We start from the raw sequence: 18748 nt of genomic DNA on the forward strand, positions 1-18748 counted from the left end.
TTTTAGCTGGGCTGGATCGACTAAAACCTGATACTGGCGAACATCACCACCATAGGCAATCACCTGAGAAACACCCGGTACAGCTAGCAGTCGGTTGGTAATATCTCGATCAACCAAACGCCGCACTTCCATCATTGGAGTTGTTTCGGTAGTGAAAGCATATTGCACAACTGTACCAATCGGGGAAGAAATAGGGGAAATTTGCGGATTTTCCACCCCTTCTGGTAGTTTTTGCAGCGCCTGTTGCAACCGTTCTGTGACTAATTGCCGTGCTTGATAAACATTAGTTCCCCATTTAAAAATCACCTTCACAACAGAAATACCCACTGCCGAAGAAGAACGCACCGTTTCTACTCCCGGCGTACCATTAACTGCACTTTCTATTGGTAAAGTAATTAAAGACTCGACTTCTTCCGGAGCAAGTCCTGGAGCTTCGGTTTGAATTTCTACCTGAGGTGGGGCAAAATCAGGAAAGACATCTAGGGGCATCTGGGTAAGGTTATACGCACCCAAAAATGTCACAACAATTGCTCCTAGCACCACTATCCAGCGTTGGATAATCGACCACTTGAGAATGGCATTTAGCATATTTTGTTCAATTTAAGAAAGTGCGTGCTGCTGGTGAAGTATGGACAATAGAATTTAGTTAAGATTGTGGATAATGAGGATCTTCATGTTCATTTATATTTGTGGTTGAACCAGATAAAGCTGGCGATTTAGAGTTATTATGATAACTTTCTGTTTCATGAACAGGAGCATCTAACTCCGACGAACTGCCTACTAGTACTAGCTGCTGCAATTTACTGCGACGACCAGACCAGAAAGCACCACCTATAAAAGCTATAGTGGCTATTGCAGCTCCTCCACCTACTCCTAGCAACCACAGCGGTACTGGTAAGCTAGACGTTTTAACATCCGTTGTCTGCGAAGGAGCTTGTGTATGTTCGTCTACTTTTTGCTTAGTATCACCCCGCAATGATTGGGCATAAAGTTGCGGCGCACGCTGCGTCACAATCATATCTCCCTCGAATAAACCACTTTTGACTTCAACCATATCACCGGATGTTTGACCCAAGCTAACTTCAGCAGCTTGGAAAGCATTGCCATTTTGCACGTAGACAACTTTTTTACCATTCGCGTCAACCACTGCTGAGGTAGGAATAGCCATAGCTGCTGATGTTTGATCTGTGAGAACTTCTAGCTCCGCGAACATTCCCGGTTTGAGTTGCCCACCAGTATTATTAATTTCTGCTTGTACTGGTACTACTCGTGTTTCTCCTTCTACTACTGTACCAATTCGAGAAATTCGTCCAGAAAAGTTACGCTCAGGCATACTAGCGACTTTTAAACTAATTCTTTGACCATTTCTTACCTTACCTAAATCTTTTTCATAAATATTAGCTGTGGCAAAAAGCCGACTATCGTTGACAATCGTCATTAATTTGCCACCTGCATCATTAAAAGTTTGACCAATAGTCACTTCTCTATCAGCAACCTTGCCGGAGATGGGAGCGGTTACTGTCACCAGTCCTTTAGCATTGGCACTGTTTCCTAGTTGTTGCAGTCGCGTTTGATAAGTAGTATTACTGAGGTTGATACGTGATTGTGCTACATTTACTGCTGCTTGAGCGCGTTTGAGTTGATTTTCCGCTTCGATCACGTCCCGGCGGCTCTTGGCTTTGGTTAGTTCTGCTTTAGCTTCTGCTAGCTGGGTTTGGGATTCAAGGGCATTACGACGTGGTAAAGCACCTGCATCAGCTAATTGCTTGTCCTTGTCATACTTTTCTTGAGCAAATGATACTTGACTCTGTGCTTGAGCGATTTCAGAGTCAGCTATTTGTTGATAGCGATCGTAGTTTTGTTGAGCTAATCTCAAGTCTGCTTGTGCTTGTTGTAAGTCAGCTTGAGCTTGTGCTAGTTTTTCTTGTGATTCAACTCGCAATGTCACCAAGTCTGGGCTGGTTACAACAGCAACGGGTTGACTTTTTTTTACTGTTGCACCAGGTTCCACCAACAATTCAACCACTTTTGCCCCAGTAATTGGGGTAGTCACTTCCACTTTTTGGCTAGGAAGAGTTTCGATTTGCCCTGTGGTTTTTATGCCAACAGCTAGTCGCTGACGTTTAACTGGCTCGACTTTAATCCCTAACCGTTTGGCTGTCTCTGCATCAACCTGAATTGAGCCAGTAGTTTGAGTGGCTTGGTTTGGGCCTTGAAATTCATCTCCGTGTCCGCCATGAGCTAGAACTACTGCGGGACTTGCTAATAACAACAGGCTTAGGAGTGTTCCAGAAACACGACTAATTGCTGTAGATGGTTTGGGATAGGAGTTGGACATGGTGCTTCAAGTCCTTGAGTACAGGAAAGGGATTTCGTATCGTAATTAGTGTTATTGATGCGCGTTAGATCTACACACATTTTTAGTCTTTCATATAGAAATGAAATTAGGATGAAATCGCACTTAAACTACTCCTTAAATCAAGAAACACACAGCTAAAATTTTCAAACACTTTGGCTATTAGTGGTATATCATCTGCAAAAAGCAATAAATAATTAACTTACTTGTTGTACCAAGCTTGTCGCCATTGCTTCATTTGATTAATCTCAGCTTGCTGTGAATCAATAATTTCTTGAGCCAATTGCTTAATTTCAGGTTGTTTAGACTTATTCAAAGCATCTTGGGCCATTATTACAGCACCTTCATGGTGAGCAATCATTGCGTTCATAAACCGAAGGTCGAACTGTGCATCGGCAGATCCGAGATCCTCAAGCATTGTCATGCTTTTCTGTTGTTCTTTTGACATAGGAACCACAGATTTACCCTCGCCGTCGTAGGCAACAGGCTCAGCACTTGCTTGGGGATACCAGGCTTTCCGCCACTTCTGCAATAGCTCATTTTCTTCTCTACTTTGAGCAACAATGATGTTACGGGCTAATTTTTTTATTTCAGAGCGTTGAGATTTTTGCTCAGCTTCTTTTGCCATTGCGATCGCTCCTCGATGATGCAAAGTCATTGCATCAATAAACCGCAAATCATAGTTAGCATCAGCTGGGCCTAAATCCATAGCCATATTATGGTTCATTCCACCATGATCTATCATGCTGCTATCATGGTTTATCTGTTTGTTATCACTAGTACCGCTAGCGACGGTATTTGGTGCTTGGCTTTGGTTTTGGGAAGCAGTTGTAGAACAAGCTGTAAGCACGCCGCCTGTTAGAGATGCAAGTGCTACAAAAGTAAACGCAAAAAATCCAGTTTTCCAAGAAATAGGTCGCATAGACATTAAATTAATTTTTGACTTTTGAAATTAAAGAGTTTCCTTCTCTATTTTGAAATCTCCAGTTAGATAGAGAGTTGACCGTGATGTACCGTAATTACCATACATACTTACTATTTAGTTTGGCGTGAAGAAATGAAATGAGAATGAAATCTGCTTTACCACAAATAGGAAATTATTACTCTCCAATCTGTGAATACGATTGTTACTGATGACACTCAATAGGTAGTAGAGTCTTAAACTACCAGTCTCTTGGGTACTGGCAAATTTATTTTATTTGACCACTGAAATATATTAAAAAATTTCTTTGAGAAGAAATCGGTATTTCATTCTGATTTCATCAAGTTCTGTCAATCTAAGTGTAGAAGTGAACCAATAATTATAGTTAAGCAGGTGTAAGTCTGCACTATATGCCATCTCCCATAACTCCTTCTAACTCCAAATCTGTATCAGATATGGCAACAGCTTGGCACACCATAGAAATAGAAGAATCTCTCTTATTGCTGGACAGCGATCGCAATGTTGGCCTAACAAACCAGCAAGCCATTGCCCGGTTGCAGCGCTATGGGCATAATGAACTACAAGAACAAAGCGGTCGCAGTTCTTTATCCATCCTAATAGATCAGTTCACCAACATTATGTTGTTGATGCTGATGGCAGTGGCGGTAGTTTCGGCAATCTTGGATCTGCGAGCTGCTGAATTTCCCAAGGATGCAATTGCGATATCTGCTATTGTCATCCTTAATGGTTTGCTGGGCTTTATACAAGAAAACCGTGCAGAAAAAGCCCTTGTTGCTCTCAAACGCCTTAGCTCTCCGAAAGTCCGAGTTATCCGTGATGGCAGGATTATTGAGGTGCAAGCAAAGGAACTGGTGCCTGGAGATGTCATGTTACTAGAAGCGGGGATGCAAATAGCGGCAGATGGTCGTTTGCTGGAATGCCAAAATTTACAAGTTCGAGAAGCGGCTTTGACTGGAGAGGCTCTTGCAGTTAGCAAGCGTGAGCAGATGCAATTACCAACCGATGTTCCTTTAGGCGATCGCATAAACATGGTGTTTCAAGGAACAGAAGTAGTCCAAGGGCGTGGCAAGGTGCTGATAACAGCAACAGGAATGCAGACAGAACTTGGTCGCATTGCCAAGATGCTCCAATCTGTGGAGGCTGAACCAACTCCCATGCAACAACGGATGTCTCAGTTAGCAAAGGCTCTGGTCACAGGCTCCCTGATTATAGTTGCTGTAGTTGTGCTAGGCGGCATTCTACGGACAGGTAGCTTAAGATACTTTGAAGAAGTTTTAGAAGTTTCCTTGAGTATGGCTGTCGCTGTGGTGCCAGAAGGCTTGCCAGCCGTGATTACGGTAACTCTAGCAATTGGAACTCAGCGAATGGTGCGTCGTCATGCTTTAATTCGCAAGTTGGCAGCAGTGGAAACTCTCGGTTCAGTGACCACTATCTGCTCGGACAAAACAGGCACGCTGACTCAAAACAAAATGGTTGTGCAATGGGTTCACAGTGCTAGTCATTCTTTCAAGGTAACAGGTGATGGCTATGCTCCTATCGGCACATTTGAGCTACATCAATTTCAATCCCAAATAGGGATTCATACAGAACAACTACCACCACCTGTAGATGTCCTACCAAACATATTCGACTCGAATGAAAACCGCTCTAACTTATTAGAGAGACAGCCTCTTGAAGCAACTTCTAAAACAACTGACTCTCTTGCGGGAAGAGGTAGCAAAGGGACTCCGCAAGAGGTAGCACCAAAAGATATCAATCCTGACGAATATCCGGAACTTCAAACCCTATTAGTTGCTTGTGTGCTGTGCAATGATGCGGTATTAGATTACGAGCAGAATCAGTGGGAGATTTTGGGAGATCCAACTGAGGGGGCACTGCTATCCTTAGCAGGTAAAGCGGGTATTGAGAAAACGCGCCTTGAGAGACTGTTTCCCCGCGTGGCAGAGTTTCCCTTTTCTTCAGAACGCAAACGAATGAGCGTAATTGTAGAAACTGATGAGTGTGTCGTGTTTAGCCAGCAGTTAAATTCCGCTTCTGCTGAAGACTCTGCCTACCTGATGTTCACTAAGGGTTCTCCAGAGTTAGTCTTGGGACTCTGCACTTCGTATCAAGACGGTGATTCGATTCCTCAAACACTTCACGATGGAGCACGCGCTAGAGCTACTGAATGCACTCAACCACTGAGCGATCGCCAACGCGCCCATATCCTTGAGCAGAACAACCAAATGGCTTCTAAGGGACTGCGAGTGCTGGGATTGGCATACAAGCCCTTGAAAACTCTACCTTCTGAAGGCTCTGAAGAAACAATAGAGCAAGAGCTAATTTGGTTAGGATTAGTCGGAATGCTAGATGCACCTAGGCCAGAAGTAAGAGAAGCCGTAAGGAGATGTCAGGAAGCAGGCATTCGCCCAGTAATGATTACAGGAGATCATCAGTTAACAGCAACTGCGATCGCCTATGACTTAGGTATAGCTAAACAAGGTGATATTGTTCTCAACGGTCAGGACTTAGAAAAGCTAGAATCCGTAGAATTAGAGCAACAAGTTAACTATGTATCAGTTTATGCCCGTGTCTCTCCCGAACACAAATTGCGAATTGTCCAAGCGCTCAAGAAACGGGGCCAATTAGTAGCAATGACTGGAGACGGCGTGAATGATGCCCCAGCCCTACGCCGTGCAGATATTGGTATTGCAATGGGTATCACTGGCACCGACGTGAGCAAGGAAGCTAGTGATATGGTTCTGCTAGATGACAACTTTGCCACCATTGTTGCTGCTATTGAAGAAGGTCGGGTGGTCTACGACAACATTCGCCGCTTTATCAAATATATTTTAGGTAGCAACGTTGGTGAAGTTTTGACAGTTGCGGCTGCTCCTCTCCTCGGTTTAGGGGGAGTTCCTCTCTCCCCATTACAAATCCTCTGGATGAACCTAGTAACAGACGGTTTACCTGCCTTGGCTTTGGCAATGGAACCTGCTGAACCTGATGTAATGCGCCGTCCTCCTTACAACCCCCATGAGAGTGTTTTTGCCCGAGGACTAGGACTGTACATTATCCGCATTGGCATTATTTTTGCAATTCTTACCATTGCTTTGATGGCATGGGCTTACAACTATACCCAAAATTCAGGTGAACCCGACCGATGGAAGACAATAGTATTCACAAGTCTGTGTTTAGCACAGATGGGTCATGCGCTGGCAATCCGCTCCAATACACAACTAACTCTACAGCTAAATCCTTTCTCCAATCCCTATGTACTTGCTGCAATTACCCTGACCACAGTATTACAGCTCATGTTGATCTACGTTGCACCGCTACGAAATTTTTTTGATACTCACTGGCTAAATTCCATAGAACTTGCTATTTCTATCGGATTTAGTGCTTTGATGTTTGTTTGGATTGAGCTAGAAAAGTTGTTTATTAAGTGGTTTTTTACTCATTGAATTTATTTAATTCAGTTACTTGTAATTTCATCCTAATTTCATCATGCTATGATTTTATTTTTATTGGAATTAAACTTGACAAACCTCTGATAAAATGTTTGCATTACTTAACTAATTTATTTGATTCAAAATTTGAAATTTCATCTTAATTTCATCATGCTTTGAGAATCTATTTATAGGGGTGTCCCCTGTAAATATTTACTTTGGTGTGAAGAGTAAACAATCATGTCTAAGTTATTGTGGAAATGCCTGCTAATTAGTCCCGGAGTTTTATTAGCCAACTTAGCTTTTTCAGGAGCAGCATTAGCTGCTGAAATTCCAGTTCAAACTGAAGTTAAACAACAAGCAAATTCTCTTCCGAAAGATTCTTCTTTAAGCCAAACGCAGCAGTACAGTGATGAGACTGCCCAAGTCACATCAGTTTCGCAGTTTTCCGATGTACAACCCACAGATTGGGCATTCCAAGCTTTGCAATCCTTAGTGGAGCGCTACGGTTGTATTGCAGGTTATCCGAATGGTACGTATCGTGGTAACCGTGCTTTAACCCGTTATGAATTTGCCGCAGGATTGAATGCTTGTTTAGACAGGGTTAACGAACTAATTGCTACAGCGACAGCTGATTTAGTAACAAAAGAAGACCTGGCTACCTTACAGCGTTTGCAAGAAGAATTTTCTGCGGAACTTGCTACCTTACGTGGTCGTGTAGATACTTTAGAAGCTCGCACTGCCGAACTGGAAGCTAATCAGTTCTCGACTACCACAAAACTAGTTGGAGAAGTGATTTTCAACGTTTCTGACATTTTCGGTAGCGACAAGAGGGCAGTTCCCTCTGGTGTAGATCCAGATACAGCTCCCGACCTAGATTCCAACATTATCTTCGCCGATCGAGTTCGTCTAAGGTTGAACAGCAGCTTTACAGGTTCAGACCTGTTGCAGATCCGTTTACAGTCTCGCAACATCACTCCGTATGACACAAATGTAACGGGTACTAATATGACCCGCTTTGGCTTTGATGGAAATCAGGACAACGACACTGTCATTGATAAAGTCAACTATACTTTTAACCTGAGTGAGGCAGTACAAGTAAAAGTTGATGCTGCTGATGGCAATATATATGACAACATCAACAACTTTAACCCTGACCTTGCAAGTGACGCTAAAGGCGCTTTATCTCGCTACGGTCGCTTTAGTCCCATCTACCGCACTGGTTTCGGTGGTGCAGGTGCAACCATAACTTTCAACCCTAAAGGATCTTTCAGTGCATCTGCAGCTTATATAGCTCGCACAGCTAACAATTCTGGTTCAGATGGAGGTCTGACTAATGGTGCTTATACAGCTCTTGGTCAGATAGCCTTCCAGCCCAGTGATGCATTTAATATTGGTCTGACCTACGCTCGCAACTATCAAAATAGTCTGTCTGGTGTAAATATGTTTGAGGGCACAGGTAGTGTATACGCAGGTAACCCTTTCAATGGTGTTGCCACTGTCGCTAACCACTATGGTGTAGAAGTTGCTTTCAAACCCAGTTCAAAGTTAACTATTAGTGGTTGGTACGGTTATAGCAACGCAGAAGCCAAGGCAGATGGTACAGGTGTGGATGAAGGTGATGAGGCATCAATGAACTACTGGGCTGCAACCCTTGCCCTCAAAGATTTTGGCAAAGAGGGAAACTTGCTTGGTCTCATCTTCGGTCAACCACCTAAAGTAAGCGACAATGATGCATTCACTTCTGCTGCAAGAACCACTAGGCGTGAAGACAACGACACCTCCTACCACCTAGAGGCGCTGTACAGACTGCAACTCACTGATAATATTTCCGTCACCCCTGGTGCAATAGTGATCTTCAACCCAGAACATAATAACGACAATGACACCATCTATGTAGGTACACTTCGCACCACTTTCACTTTCTAAAACTGCTAACTGATAGTGGTCAATTGTTATTAGCAATTAGCTATTGTTGATTAGATAAATCTAAGCTCGCCTACGGGCGGGCTTTTGTATGAAAAAATTAGCATATATATTGAGGTTGACACTTGATAGAAATAAGGATTGCTTTACTTATAATAATAGGTCAAAAATGATGCCTATTTTTATTACCTGAAATGATGAAGAAATTTAGCTTTTTATTGATACTGTAGTTGGTTTTAAATGCAGTTATAAATTTTCGGAAATAACTTCATATTTCATCTTAATTTCATCTTTACCTGTCAGAATAAAAATAACTCAAAAATAACTCAATAGACCTCTTGCAATTAGTTAGATTTAATAACTCCTCTAACTAAATTTCACTTACACCTACTGGGCAATGGGGTCTACTGAGTTTTTCTTATAAATTATCTACTGCTAAAATCATAGTACCTAGCATTTCGTAGATAGGTAAGGGCAATAAACTGTATTGACTCATTTACAACAAGCTCAATCAAATAACTCTCCTATAAGCCAAATTCTTTCTTCAGTTGTACAACCCAGGCTTTGATTCGCTCTTCGGTCAAATCAGGCTGGTTATCTTCATCAAGAGCAAGACCGACAAATTTGCCATCCCTAACTGCTTTAGACTCATTAAACTCATAACCATCAGTAGGCCAGTACCCTACTGTTGTACCGCCCTGCTCTGAAATTTTTTCTTCTAAAATGCCGAGTGCATCTTCAAAAGTATCAGGATAACCTACCTGATCGCCTGGTCCAAAATAAGCAACTTTCTTGCCACTAAAATCTATGTTGTCTAGCTCATCGTAAAAATATTCCCAAGCACTTTGTAGTTCACCAACATTCCAAGTGGGACAACCAATGATAATGTATTCAAAGTTTTCAAAATCACTTGCTTCAGCCCTTGCAATATCAAAAACCTCCACCACAGACTCCCCACCAAATTCCTTTTGAATCATTTCTGCTTCTATTTGGGTGTAGCCTGTTTCACTGCCATAGAATAAGCCAATATTAGCCATTTTCCCTCCTTTTTAGCTGACAATCTCCAACATTAGTGAAGAACACAGAAATCTAGCTTTAGCGCCTCAATGTACAAACTATTTAGTTGAAGATGAATGCTGATAGTTATGTCAAAGTCTTTCTTAGTAACACCCATGTTAAAAGCAAGAGCAATGCCTTAAATCATCTGTGCGGTAGATTTACTTTACTTAGGAAAAGAACAGACAGCAGCCTGTGAGTGCGATCGCTACCATACCCAATGAGGACTCACCGTAAGCTGAAAAACTCTTCGCCAACCGTTGGATGAATACCAATTGTGCGATCAAAATGTTGCTTGGTAACACCTGCTTTCATAGCAAGACCAATCATTTGGATCACCTCTGCGGCGTAATTCCCTACCATATGAGCGCCTAGAACTCGCTCTGAGTTGCCAGCAACCACTAACTTAATCAAGGTTTGTTGCTCCGATTCACCTATTAAGTTGAATAGTGGTTGAAACTTTTTAGAATAGCAGTGTACAGATTCACTAAATTGTGCGCGGGCTTGAGCTTCTGTTAACCCAACTGTAGCGGCTTCAGGTTGGGAAGCCAATACATGAGGAATAGTTTCATAACTAACTGTGTGAGGATGCTTGCCAAATTCTGTATCAGCGAAAGCGCGACCAGCAGCGATCGCCACTGGAGTCCAATGAGGTCTAGGAGTGCAATCACCAACAGCAAAAATGTTTGCCACAGAAGTACGGCTGTATTCATCTACAACAACCCCCCCTTCATCTACCTTAACCCCTGCATTCTCTAAATCCAGCCTATCTAAATTAGGGACACGATCTGTGATAAAGACAACTGTTTCTACAGTCACTGGCTCACTATCACCTGATACGATTAAATTCAAACAATTCTGTGCTTGTTCAATTTTTTTAACAGAACTATTGCAGCAAATTCTGATTCCTAATCGAGTCATTTCCTCTTGAATAGTTGTGCGAATATCTTCATCGCAGCCTGGCAGAATCTTGTCTTCAGTTACTATCTGCGTGACCTTTGAAATTAGGCCATTCATAATTCCTGCTAGCTTTACAGCAATATGGTTGCTGCCGATAATTGCTAAGTGTTCTGGTTGCTGTTCAAGTTGTAGCATTTCAAGAGTGCTGATAGCATATTCAACTCCTGGGATGTTTGGCTTTACATCTTTTCCACCCGCTGCAATCAAAATTTTGTCAGCTGTAATCTGTCTTCCTTCGATTTCCAAGGTGTGAGCATCTAAGAATTGGGCGTGTCCTTTTAACAGTTCAACTCCTGCTTTTTGTAAATGCTGAGTATGCACCTTGCTTAGATGGTTGATTTCACGGTTTCTAGCTGCAATAAACTGACACCAATCAAAGTTTTTCTGAACTTTTCCCCAGCCGTATTCATCAGCATTTCTAAAAATTTGGGAGAAACTTGCAGCATAGATCATCATTTTTTCTGGAATGCAACCATGAACGACACAAGTACCGCCTACTTGGTCTTGTTCAGCAATTGCCACCCTTGCCCCATAATTAGCAGCCCGTTCTGAGGCAGCAAGTCCTCCCGGTCCTGCGCCAATTACAAAAAGGTCGTAATCAAAGCTCATAATTATTAACCTTGTTTATAAAAATTGCTATGTTTCCTTATATATTTAGCTTTTCGTAGAAAGATGAAATTTGCATGAAATCCTTGTAATCCTAAGTACAAAAAATTAGATATGCATACAGAAATGAAATTAGTATGAAATCCTTATATTTCATTGGTAATAAATACTCGTTAATCCATTAGGTAGAGGTAAATGTACCTCAACATTTTTAAGGTGAGGCTAGAGGAAATTCTGCCTCTGACCTAAGCAATTGGAGATGTAAAAACCATGGCAATACAACAACTTACCTTAAACCAAGTTAATCAACAGATGCAGGAATGCATTCAGAACTGCTTAGCCTGCCATAGCATCTGCTTGAATACGGTGACATATTGCTTACAAAAAGGTGGCAATCACGCAGAACAATCTCACATTCAACTATTGCTCGACTGCGCTGAAATTTGTGAAACCAGCGCTAATTTTATGCTAAGAACTTCCCAGTTACACGCTCGTACCTGTGGGGTTTGCGCGGAAGTTTGTGAGCGGTGTGCGGAGAATTGCGATCGCATGGGCGATGATGCTCAAATGAAAGCTTGCGCGGATATGTGTCGTCGTTGTGCCCAATCTTGTCGGCAAATGTCAATGGCAACTGCATAAGTCACTGTAAACGCTGTAAAAGCTGGCTGCCGTAATCCGATAGTCAGCGAGTGCAAAACCACTATGCATACATAAACAGCGATCCAAGTAATTGCATAGGTTTGAAGAATGACTGTACAACAACTCACCTTGAACCAAGTGAATCAAGGAATGCAGGAGTGCATTCAGAACTGCTTGGACTGCCATAGCATCTGCTTGAATACAGTGACATACTGTCTGCAAAAGGGTGGCAATCACGTAGAACAATCTCATATTCGACTACTGCTTGACTGCGCTGAAATTTGTCAAACCAGTGCTAATTTTATGCTACGGACTTCCCAGTTACACCCTCGTACCTGCGAGGTTTGTGCAGAAGTGTGTGAGCGGTGTGCGGAGAATTACGTTCGCGTAGCGGCTCCAAAGGAGCTTCGCATGGGTGATGATGCTCAAATGAAAGCTTGCGCTGATATGTGCCGTCGCTGTGCCGAGTCTTGTCGGCAAATGTCTAACGTTGCAATCGAAACTCATGCAGAGGCACGTTTAAAAACAGACTTAAACCAAGACTTGTTAATCTAAGGAGAATTACAATGGCACATAAAATACCTCAATCCAGTGTAGATATTGCTGTTCATTGCGCCTATGAATGCGAACACTGTGCTGATGAATGCCTGGGTAGTATGCCTGAATGCGCTCGCCTGTGCATAGATTGTGCTCAAATATGCTGGACTTCTGCTGCATATATGAGCCGTAGTTCGCGCTTCATTCCCCAAATTGTTCGCTCTTGTATCGAAATTTGCGAAGCCTGCGCCAGTGAATGTGAGAAGTACCCAGATAACCCCCATTGTCAAAAGTGTGCACAAGCTTGTCGCCAAGCTGCTGAGGAATATCGCAAAATCGCCACTGTTGCAGGTGTAGCTTAATTAATCTCAAACAGTAAAGGTAGCCGAGATGTATACTACCCTCCTTAAAGATTAAGGAGGGAAATGCATCACAGGAAAAAAGTTATTCTTTGCTACAATTCGATTGCCTTACACCTATTAAGTTACTCAGGAATAAAACAATAAAACTTTTAACGAGAACGTATTTTCCTCTTGACTCTTTAGTTAACTGGAGATTTAAAAATAGAATTAGTTCTTCAAGAAAACGTTAATTTCCTGGAGATAAGCAAATGCCATTACAACTTAAAGTTCCGAAAATCGCCTGTGCTTCTTGTGTAGATACCGTCACTAAAGCAGTTAAAAGTGTTGATGCAACGGCAAAAGTAGAAGTTGACACGAAAACAAAAATGGTCAGGGTTGAGACACAGCAACCAGCAGCGGAAATTAAACAAGCGATTGCTGCCGTTGGCTATCCCGCAGCTTGAAAGTAGGCAACAGGTAACTGACTAACGTTTCGATAAGGTACCAATCATGCCACCGATTCATCCCGCTATTGTTCACTTTCCCATCGCCCTTGTCACCCTTTCGGTTGTTGCTGATGGATTTGGTTACTTAATGGATAACGCGTCTTTGCAGGCAACGGGCTGGTGGGCACTGGTTGGAGCTTTAATTGGGGCGGCGATCGCTGTTCCTGCCGGACTGTTCGATATGAGACGCGAAAGACTTGAACATACAGCCCATCAGCACGTTCACACCCACATGAGGGTTGGCTTTACCCTTGCAGCTGCCATTGCAGGGCTAACAATTTGGCGCTGGCTCATCCAGTACAACCCACGCTTTAATTGGGGATGGGGTTATTTGGTGGTAGCTGTCGTGGTGCTGGGACTGACTTTGTTTCAGGGATGGCTGGGTAGCGAACTTGTGTACTCAAATGGCGTGGGTGTTGCTCCTACAGGACAGGGAACGGAGCCAGCAAACGAAGCGCGGCGGCGTATAGCTAGGGTTGCAGGAGGAAGCAATAGTAGCGATCGCCACAGCCATTGAAGTTCAGTTAAGTACGAGCTTCAATCACACAAATTATCTTAAATGTTCGTTACTGTTTCTAAAATTTAATCAAAGCACTAGCTAAAAAGCTAGTATTACTATGGATACCGTCACAGTTAAACTTCGGGGCATGAGTTGTGCCTCCTGCGCTAACAACATCGAAGAAGGGATTCGCACTGTTGCTGGTGTTAGTGACGCTAAAGTTAACTTCGGCGCGGAACAAGCTACAATTCAGTACGATCCCCTCAAAACCAATATAGAAAAAATCCAAGAGGCTATAGATGCTGCGGGATACTCGTCTTATTCCCTTCAAGAACAAGAAATGGTGACAGGGGAAGATGATGCTGAGAAAGCTGCCCGTAAGGCAGAGTCACGCGACCTCACACGCAAAGTTGTAGTTGGAGGTATTCTCAGCACCCTAATTGTGATTGGGGCATTATCTGCCATGACCGGGTTAAACCTACGTTGGGTTAGCTTATTATTACTAGATAATCCCTGGGTACAGTTAGTACTGGCGACTCCTGTACAGTTTTGGTGCGGTGCTTCCTTTTATCGAAATGCCTGGAAAGCCCTTAAACGCCATGCTGCAACGATGGATACCCTAGTAGCTTTAGGTACTAGCGCAGCTTATTTCTATTCGCTGTTTGTCACTCTTTTCCCTAGATTCTTTATCGCTCAAGGTTTAATGCCTGATGTGTATTATGAAGCTGCAACAGTTATCACCACTTTGATATTACTGGGTCGGCTGTTGGAAAATCGCGCTAGAGGTCAAACTTCCGAAGCTATCCGCAAACTAATTGGTTTGCAAGCAAGAGATGCTCGCATCATCCGAGATGGAAAAGAAATGGATGTACCCATCCAGGAAGTTCAAATTGGAGATGTGATTTTGGTGCGTCCCGGTGAAAAAATTCCGGTGGATGGCGAGGTGATTGAAGGTGCTTCCACGGTAGATGAATCAATGGTGACAGGCGAGAGTATGCCAGTTAAGAAGCAGCCTTCTGATGAGGTAATTGGAGCCACGATTAACAAAACTGGTAGCTTTAAGTTTCGCGCTACACGAGTTGGTAAGGATACAGTTTTGTCCCAAATTGTCAAACTGGTACAACAGGCTCAAGGCTCCAAAGCTCCGATTCAACGTTTAGCAGATCAAGTGACTGGGTGGTTTGTACCAGCAGTGTTAGCGATCGCTATTACCACCTTTGTCATTTGGTTTGACGTGATGGGCAATCTCACCCTAGCGACAATCACTACAGTTGGCGTGTTAATTATCGCCTGTCCTTGTGCCTTGGGTTTAGCTACTCCCACCTCAGTGATGGTAGGGACAGGTAAAGGGGCAGAAAACGGCATTCTCATTAAGGGAGCCGAAAGCTTGGAACTAGCGCACAAAATCCAGACTATCGTGCTGGATAAAACAGGAACCATAACTCAAGGAAAGCCCACTGTTACAGATTTTGTGACTAATAACGGTACAGCCAACCGTAATGAGTTAAAACTTCTGCAACTAGCAGCGTCTGTAGAAAGGAATTCTGAACACCCTTTGGCAGAAGCTATTGTCACATATGCCAAAACCCAAGAGGTAATTCCCCAAGAAGCCAGGAATTTTGAAGCCATTGCTGGAAGTGGTGTCCAAGGCATTATTTCAGACCATCTAGTACAAATTGGTACGCAACGCTGGATGGAAGAATTAGGTGTTGATACCAGCGCCCTCCAGCAGCACAAAAACATTTTAGAAGCATCTGGTAAAACTGTTGTTTGGATTGCAGTGGATGGGGAAATTCAAGGATTGATGGGAATCGCAGATGCCATAAAACCATCCTCACCAGCAGCAGTCAGAGCGCTGCGGAGGTTAGGTTTAGAGGTGGTTATGCTGACTGGAGATAATCGTCGTACAGCCAAAGCGATCGCTCAACAAGTTGGGATTACACGAGTCGAAGCCGAAGTACGACCAGATCAAAAAGCGGCTACTGTGGCAACACTCCAAAGAGAAGGAAAACTGGTGGCAATGGTAGGTGATGGCATCAATGACGCACCAGCACTAGCGCAGGCAGATGTAGGGATTGCCATTGGTACAGGGACAGATGTAGCGATCGCCGCTAGTGATATCACCCTAATTTCTGGAGATTTACAAGGCATTGTCACGGCGATTGGGCTTAGTCGCGCCACCATTCGCAACATTCGTCAAAATCTTTTCTTTGCCTTTATCTACAATGTTGCTGGCATTCCCATTGCTGCCGGAATTTTGTTTCCCTTGTTTGGCTGGTTACTTAATCCAATTATTGCTGGGGGAGCAATGGCATTTAGCTCTGTTTCTGTCGTCACTAACGCCTTGCGCTTGCGGAATTTTCAACCCAAAACATTTGGTGGAGTTTAAGCAATGTTCAGTAAAAAAACAATTTTCGGACACCTTATTGCTTTGGGATTTTTGCTTGGTGTTACTTCAGGCGTAACACGTGCCCAAATGCCGCCAGGCGAAATGCCATTATCCGAAACAGAGCAAACTACTCAGTTTCGCCGCATTGAGCAACCTTTAGGTGTAAAAGTCGGTGTGACTGTGGGTGGCATAGCATTAATTGGGCTGGAGCTATGGTGGTTCATTTGGAGTAAAACCAAGTTCCAGCAGGCTGAAACTAATCAAGGAATAGAGGAAGTCACTATTTTGGTCGATGGTGGCTATGAACCAAGCCGTATAGTCGTGAATGCAGGTCAAAAAGTTCGGTTAAATTTCATGCGACGAGATCCGAGTAGTTGTTTGGAGCAAGTATTGTTACCCGATTTTCACATTGCTCAACAATTAGACCTGAATCACGTCACCTCTGTTGAGTTTACACCTGAAAAACCAGGGCAATATCCCTTTACCTGCGGTATGAATATGTTTCGTGGAGTCGTGGAAGTGCAAAGGTCAAATCTGTCCAATATGAATGGTTCCTCATCATTAAAAGCTCGTCACACTACCTACAGCAGTTCTTGATAAAAAGGAAATATTCAGTCTTAATCAAATTTTCTCAAATAGAAATTATTTCTGAATAGTGAACGTCTATTCGATTAGAATATATAGACAGCAGCCTGTGAGTGTGATCGCTGCCATACCCAATGAGGACTCACCGTAAGCTGAAAAACTCTTCGCCAACCGTCGGATGAATAACAATTGTGTGCGCATACTCGTCAAAAGCGACTGTATTCGATAGGCGGTATTGTTGAGCAAGCTGGTGAGTTAGCAGGTTTACCTTTTCCAGTTCATGCCCATATGCTGCGGCATGGAACAGGTAACAATCTTTCTCAAACTATACTTAAAGCATAATGTGATCCGAATTGTCCATAATTTCTTTTACTCAAGCAGATATTCGTTGCATCACTTGCATCCTAACTGCATTTGCCGCAGCAGTTGCAATGTTTTCCCAGTCGCTATCAACAAGCAGAACTCCAAGTAACTGTCGCAAAATGTCGGAATTTTGGATAAACTCTTCCCCATACAGGTCATTTTGCATCAAGATACCTTCAAGCATTGGTAATACAGATGCGGATGGCGATTTTAATCGGGATAACAAAAGCGATCGCGCAACAACAACCGCAGCTTCTTCTCCCACTCCTAAATTCCACTCGGAGAGCAGATGGCGGATTTCGCGGTTGAGTGAGACACGCAGTTGCGTCATTCTGCCTAGCAAACCAGGATTTTTCAATAATGCACTTATAGCTGTTCCCCAATCCAACCCTGCTGTCACATCACAGTCAGCCTCGTCCTCGATACGGATTGCTTCTTGAAATGATGCAGGGTGAAATAGTAAATCGATAGCTTCGCCAATAGTTATTTCTTCGTTCATTATTTTTCCTCCAGCACTATCGTAATGGGCGGCGCAGCAAACCGTACTCGAAATATGTCATATCTTCGTACTCTTCTTCGGAACCAAAGTCAATCATGCCTTGATTTTCGTAAAACCGTTCGCTAGAACGTAACGAGTGCAAGCCAACTCTCCCACCATATCCCAACTCGACGCTCCTAATTCGGGCGTATCGCAGCAATGCCGTCCCCACTCCCTTATATCGCGGTGGGCGTTGGATTTCCTTACGGTTCCACGGAGCTGAGGTGATGTACTGAATGTATACTAATCGCTGTCCGATAGCCTCTCGCGAACCGTGGAGTTGAGTTTCCACCATCATCAACCCTTGGGTGCAGCCTCCTACTTCGAGAGCGTAACCTTCTTCGTTTTCATTGTTGCTGATGTAGCCAAGTTTAAACAACCAATCCCAGAATTTATCCTCGGTCTGAAAAACACGTAATTGCTCGCGCCAAAGGTTTTCAAAATCATCAATGTGATTTTGTGCAAGTTCAACAATAACCCCATCGATTAGTTGATTGTCAGTGCCACAATTTAACTGGACTTGTAAGCGCACCAATTTACCTGATAATTAGACTTAATAATTAGACTTATTGTAATATTAAACTTAATCCTTCAAGCTCTCTTTGGTGCAACTTGATAAAGAATGGGTATTAGGAGATAATTGTTGTAATGCAATTAAGCAGTGGTCTACGATACTTAATATAAGCAGCGGTTGTTAGGCTTTTCTTTCCCTCATAATTGATGTAATTATATTCCTCTTGTAGCAAGAGTTTTTCAAAAATACCTAAATCTTTTAACGCTTTAACTTTTTCACTAAAAATCTCTACTTCTTCAACATACTGTGTGCGAGCATCGGCATTATCTTCAAGATATTGAAAAAACTCCCAATCAGCAATAATAAATTCAAACTTACAAACGTTGAAGTTGTATGTCCTCACCCATACTTGACTGTATTGCTGTTCGTCTTTACCGCAATAAGTTTTGTAATAATCCCAAGCTTTTCTTACCTCATTTGCATACCGTTTCCGTGTTGAATTACTGATTATTTGCTCGAATCGTGTATCAAGCAACCACAAACAACGGCATTATATATTTTT

General features: G+C 42.9%; 18 protein-coding genes. 10 read left to right on the forward strand and 8 right to left on the reverse strand.

Features of this window, described 5'->3' with window-relative positions:
• From UYC_RS35130 to UYC_RS0100085, 3 genes are all read right to left on the reverse strand, one after another.
• The coding region (locus tag UYC_RS35130; RefSeq protein WP_040431923.1) for an efflux RND transporter permease subunit at positions 1-588 on the reverse strand (588 nt) is incomplete at its 3' end.
• A gap of 58 nt (positions 589-646) precedes the next feature.
• A complete protein-coding gene (locus UYC_RS0100080) occupies positions 647-2338 on the reverse strand; it encodes an efflux RND transporter periplasmic adaptor subunit (RefSeq protein ID WP_016877604.1) in 1692 nt (563 codons plus the stop codon).
• A gap of 220 nt (positions 2339-2558) precedes the next feature.
• Entirely contained in the window at positions 2559-3284 is a 726-nt protein-coding gene (locus tag UYC_RS0100085) for a DUF305 domain-containing protein (RefSeq protein ID WP_016877605.1), read from the reverse strand.
• Between the two features lie 404 nt (positions 3285-3688).
• On the opposite strand from UYC_RS0100085, the gene UYC_RS0100090 reads away from it, so the two are divergent.
• A complete protein-coding gene (locus UYC_RS0100090) occupies positions 3689-6742 on the forward strand; it encodes a cation-translocating P-type ATPase (RefSeq protein WP_016877606.1) in 3054 nt (1017 codons plus the stop codon).
• Between the two features lie 225 nt (positions 6743-6967).
• Complete coding sequence (locus UYC_RS0100095) at positions 6968-8656, forward strand: iron uptake porin (RefSeq protein WP_016877607.1); 1689 nt, start codon at positions 6968-6970, stop codon at positions 8654-8656.
• Between the two features lie 521 nt (positions 8657-9177).
• Here UYC_RS0100095 and fldA read toward each other — a convergent pair.
• Both fldA and gorA read right to left on the reverse strand, forming a co-directional pair.
• Positions 9178-9690: a flavodoxin FldA gene (gene fldA / locus UYC_RS0100100; protein ID WP_016877608.1), complete on the reverse strand. Its 513-nt coding sequence runs from the start codon at positions 9688-9690 to the stop codon at positions 9178-9180.
• A 247-nt stretch (positions 9691-9937) separates the two neighbouring features.
• A complete protein-coding gene (gorA, locus tag UYC_RS0100105; protein ID WP_016877609.1) occupies positions 9938-11278 on the reverse strand; it encodes a glutathione-disulfide reductase in 1341 nt (446 codons plus the stop codon).
• Between the two features lie 267 nt (positions 11279-11545).
• On the opposite strand from gorA, the gene UYC_RS0100110 reads away from it, so the two are divergent.
• The 8 genes from UYC_RS0100110 to UYC_RS37310 all read left to right on the forward strand — a co-directional run bounded on the left by UYC_RS0100110 (position 11546) and on the right by UYC_RS37310 (position 17113).
• Complete coding sequence (locus UYC_RS0100110) at positions 11546-11914, forward strand: four-helix bundle copper-binding protein (RefSeq protein WP_016877610.1); 369 nt, start codon at positions 11546-11548, stop codon at positions 11912-11914.
• A gap of 108 nt (positions 11915-12022) precedes the next feature.
• Positions 12023-12469, forward strand: a complete 447-nt coding sequence (locus tag UYC_RS0100115) for a four-helix bundle copper-binding protein (protein WP_016877611.1) — start codon at positions 12023-12025, stop codon at positions 12467-12469.
• An 11-nt stretch (positions 12470-12480) separates the two neighbouring features.
• A complete protein-coding gene (locus tag UYC_RS0100120) occupies positions 12481-12813 on the forward strand; it encodes a four-helix bundle copper-binding protein (protein ID WP_016877612.1) in 333 nt (110 codons plus the stop codon).
• Positions 12814-13061: 248 nt separating this feature from the next.
• Positions 13062-13256 carry a heavy-metal-associated domain-containing protein gene (locus UYC_RS0100125; RefSeq protein WP_016877613.1) on the forward strand — a complete coding sequence of 65 codons (195 nt, stop codon included), beginning with the start codon at positions 13062-13064 and terminating at the stop codon, positions 13254-13256.
• Between the two features lie 46 nt (positions 13257-13302).
• Positions 13303-13815, forward strand: coding sequence for a DUF2231 domain-containing protein (locus UYC_RS0100130; protein ID WP_016877614.1), 513 nt, complete (start codon positions 13303-13305; stop codon positions 13813-13815).
• A 100-nt stretch (positions 13816-13915) separates the two neighbouring features.
• Entirely contained in the window at positions 13916-16186 is a 2271-nt protein-coding gene (locus UYC_RS35135) for a heavy metal translocating P-type ATPase (RefSeq protein WP_016877615.1), read from the forward strand.
• Between the two features lie 3 nt (positions 16187-16189).
• Complete coding sequence (locus tag UYC_RS0100140) at positions 16190-16783, forward strand: cupredoxin domain-containing protein (protein ID WP_016877616.1); 594 nt, start codon at positions 16190-16192, stop codon at positions 16781-16783.
• A gap of 177 nt (positions 16784-16960) precedes the next feature.
• Positions 16961-17113 carry a hypothetical protein gene (locus UYC_RS37310; protein ID WP_016879177.1) on the forward strand — a complete coding sequence of 51 codons (153 nt, stop codon included), beginning with the start codon at positions 16961-16963 and terminating at the stop codon, positions 17111-17113.
• A gap of 31 nt (positions 17114-17144) precedes the next feature.
• Here the strand turns inward: UYC_RS37310 and UYC_RS0100150 are convergent, their stop codons facing one another.
• From UYC_RS0100150 to UYC_RS0100160, 3 genes are all read right to left on the reverse strand, one after another.
• Positions 17145-17633, reverse strand: coding sequence for a hypothetical protein (locus tag UYC_RS0100150; RefSeq protein WP_016877617.1), 489 nt, complete (start codon positions 17631-17633; stop codon positions 17145-17147).
• Between the two features lie 16 nt (positions 17634-17649).
• Positions 17650-18204, reverse strand: coding sequence for a GNAT family N-acetyltransferase (locus tag UYC_RS0100155; protein WP_016877618.1), 555 nt, complete (start codon positions 18202-18204; stop codon positions 17650-17652).
• 97 nt (positions 18205-18301) lie between these two features.
• Positions 18302-18721: a hypothetical protein gene (locus UYC_RS0100160; protein ID WP_235083055.1), complete on the reverse strand. Its 420-nt coding sequence runs from the start codon at positions 18719-18721 to the stop codon at positions 18302-18304.
• Positions 18722-18748 lie beyond the last annotated feature (27 nt).

This window comes from Chlorogloeopsis fritschii PCC 6912, from assembly GCF_000317285.1.
In the GTDB taxonomy this organism is placed as follows: domain Bacteria; phylum Cyanobacteriota; class Cyanobacteriia; order Cyanobacteriales; family Nostocaceae; genus Chlorogloeopsis; species Chlorogloeopsis fritschii.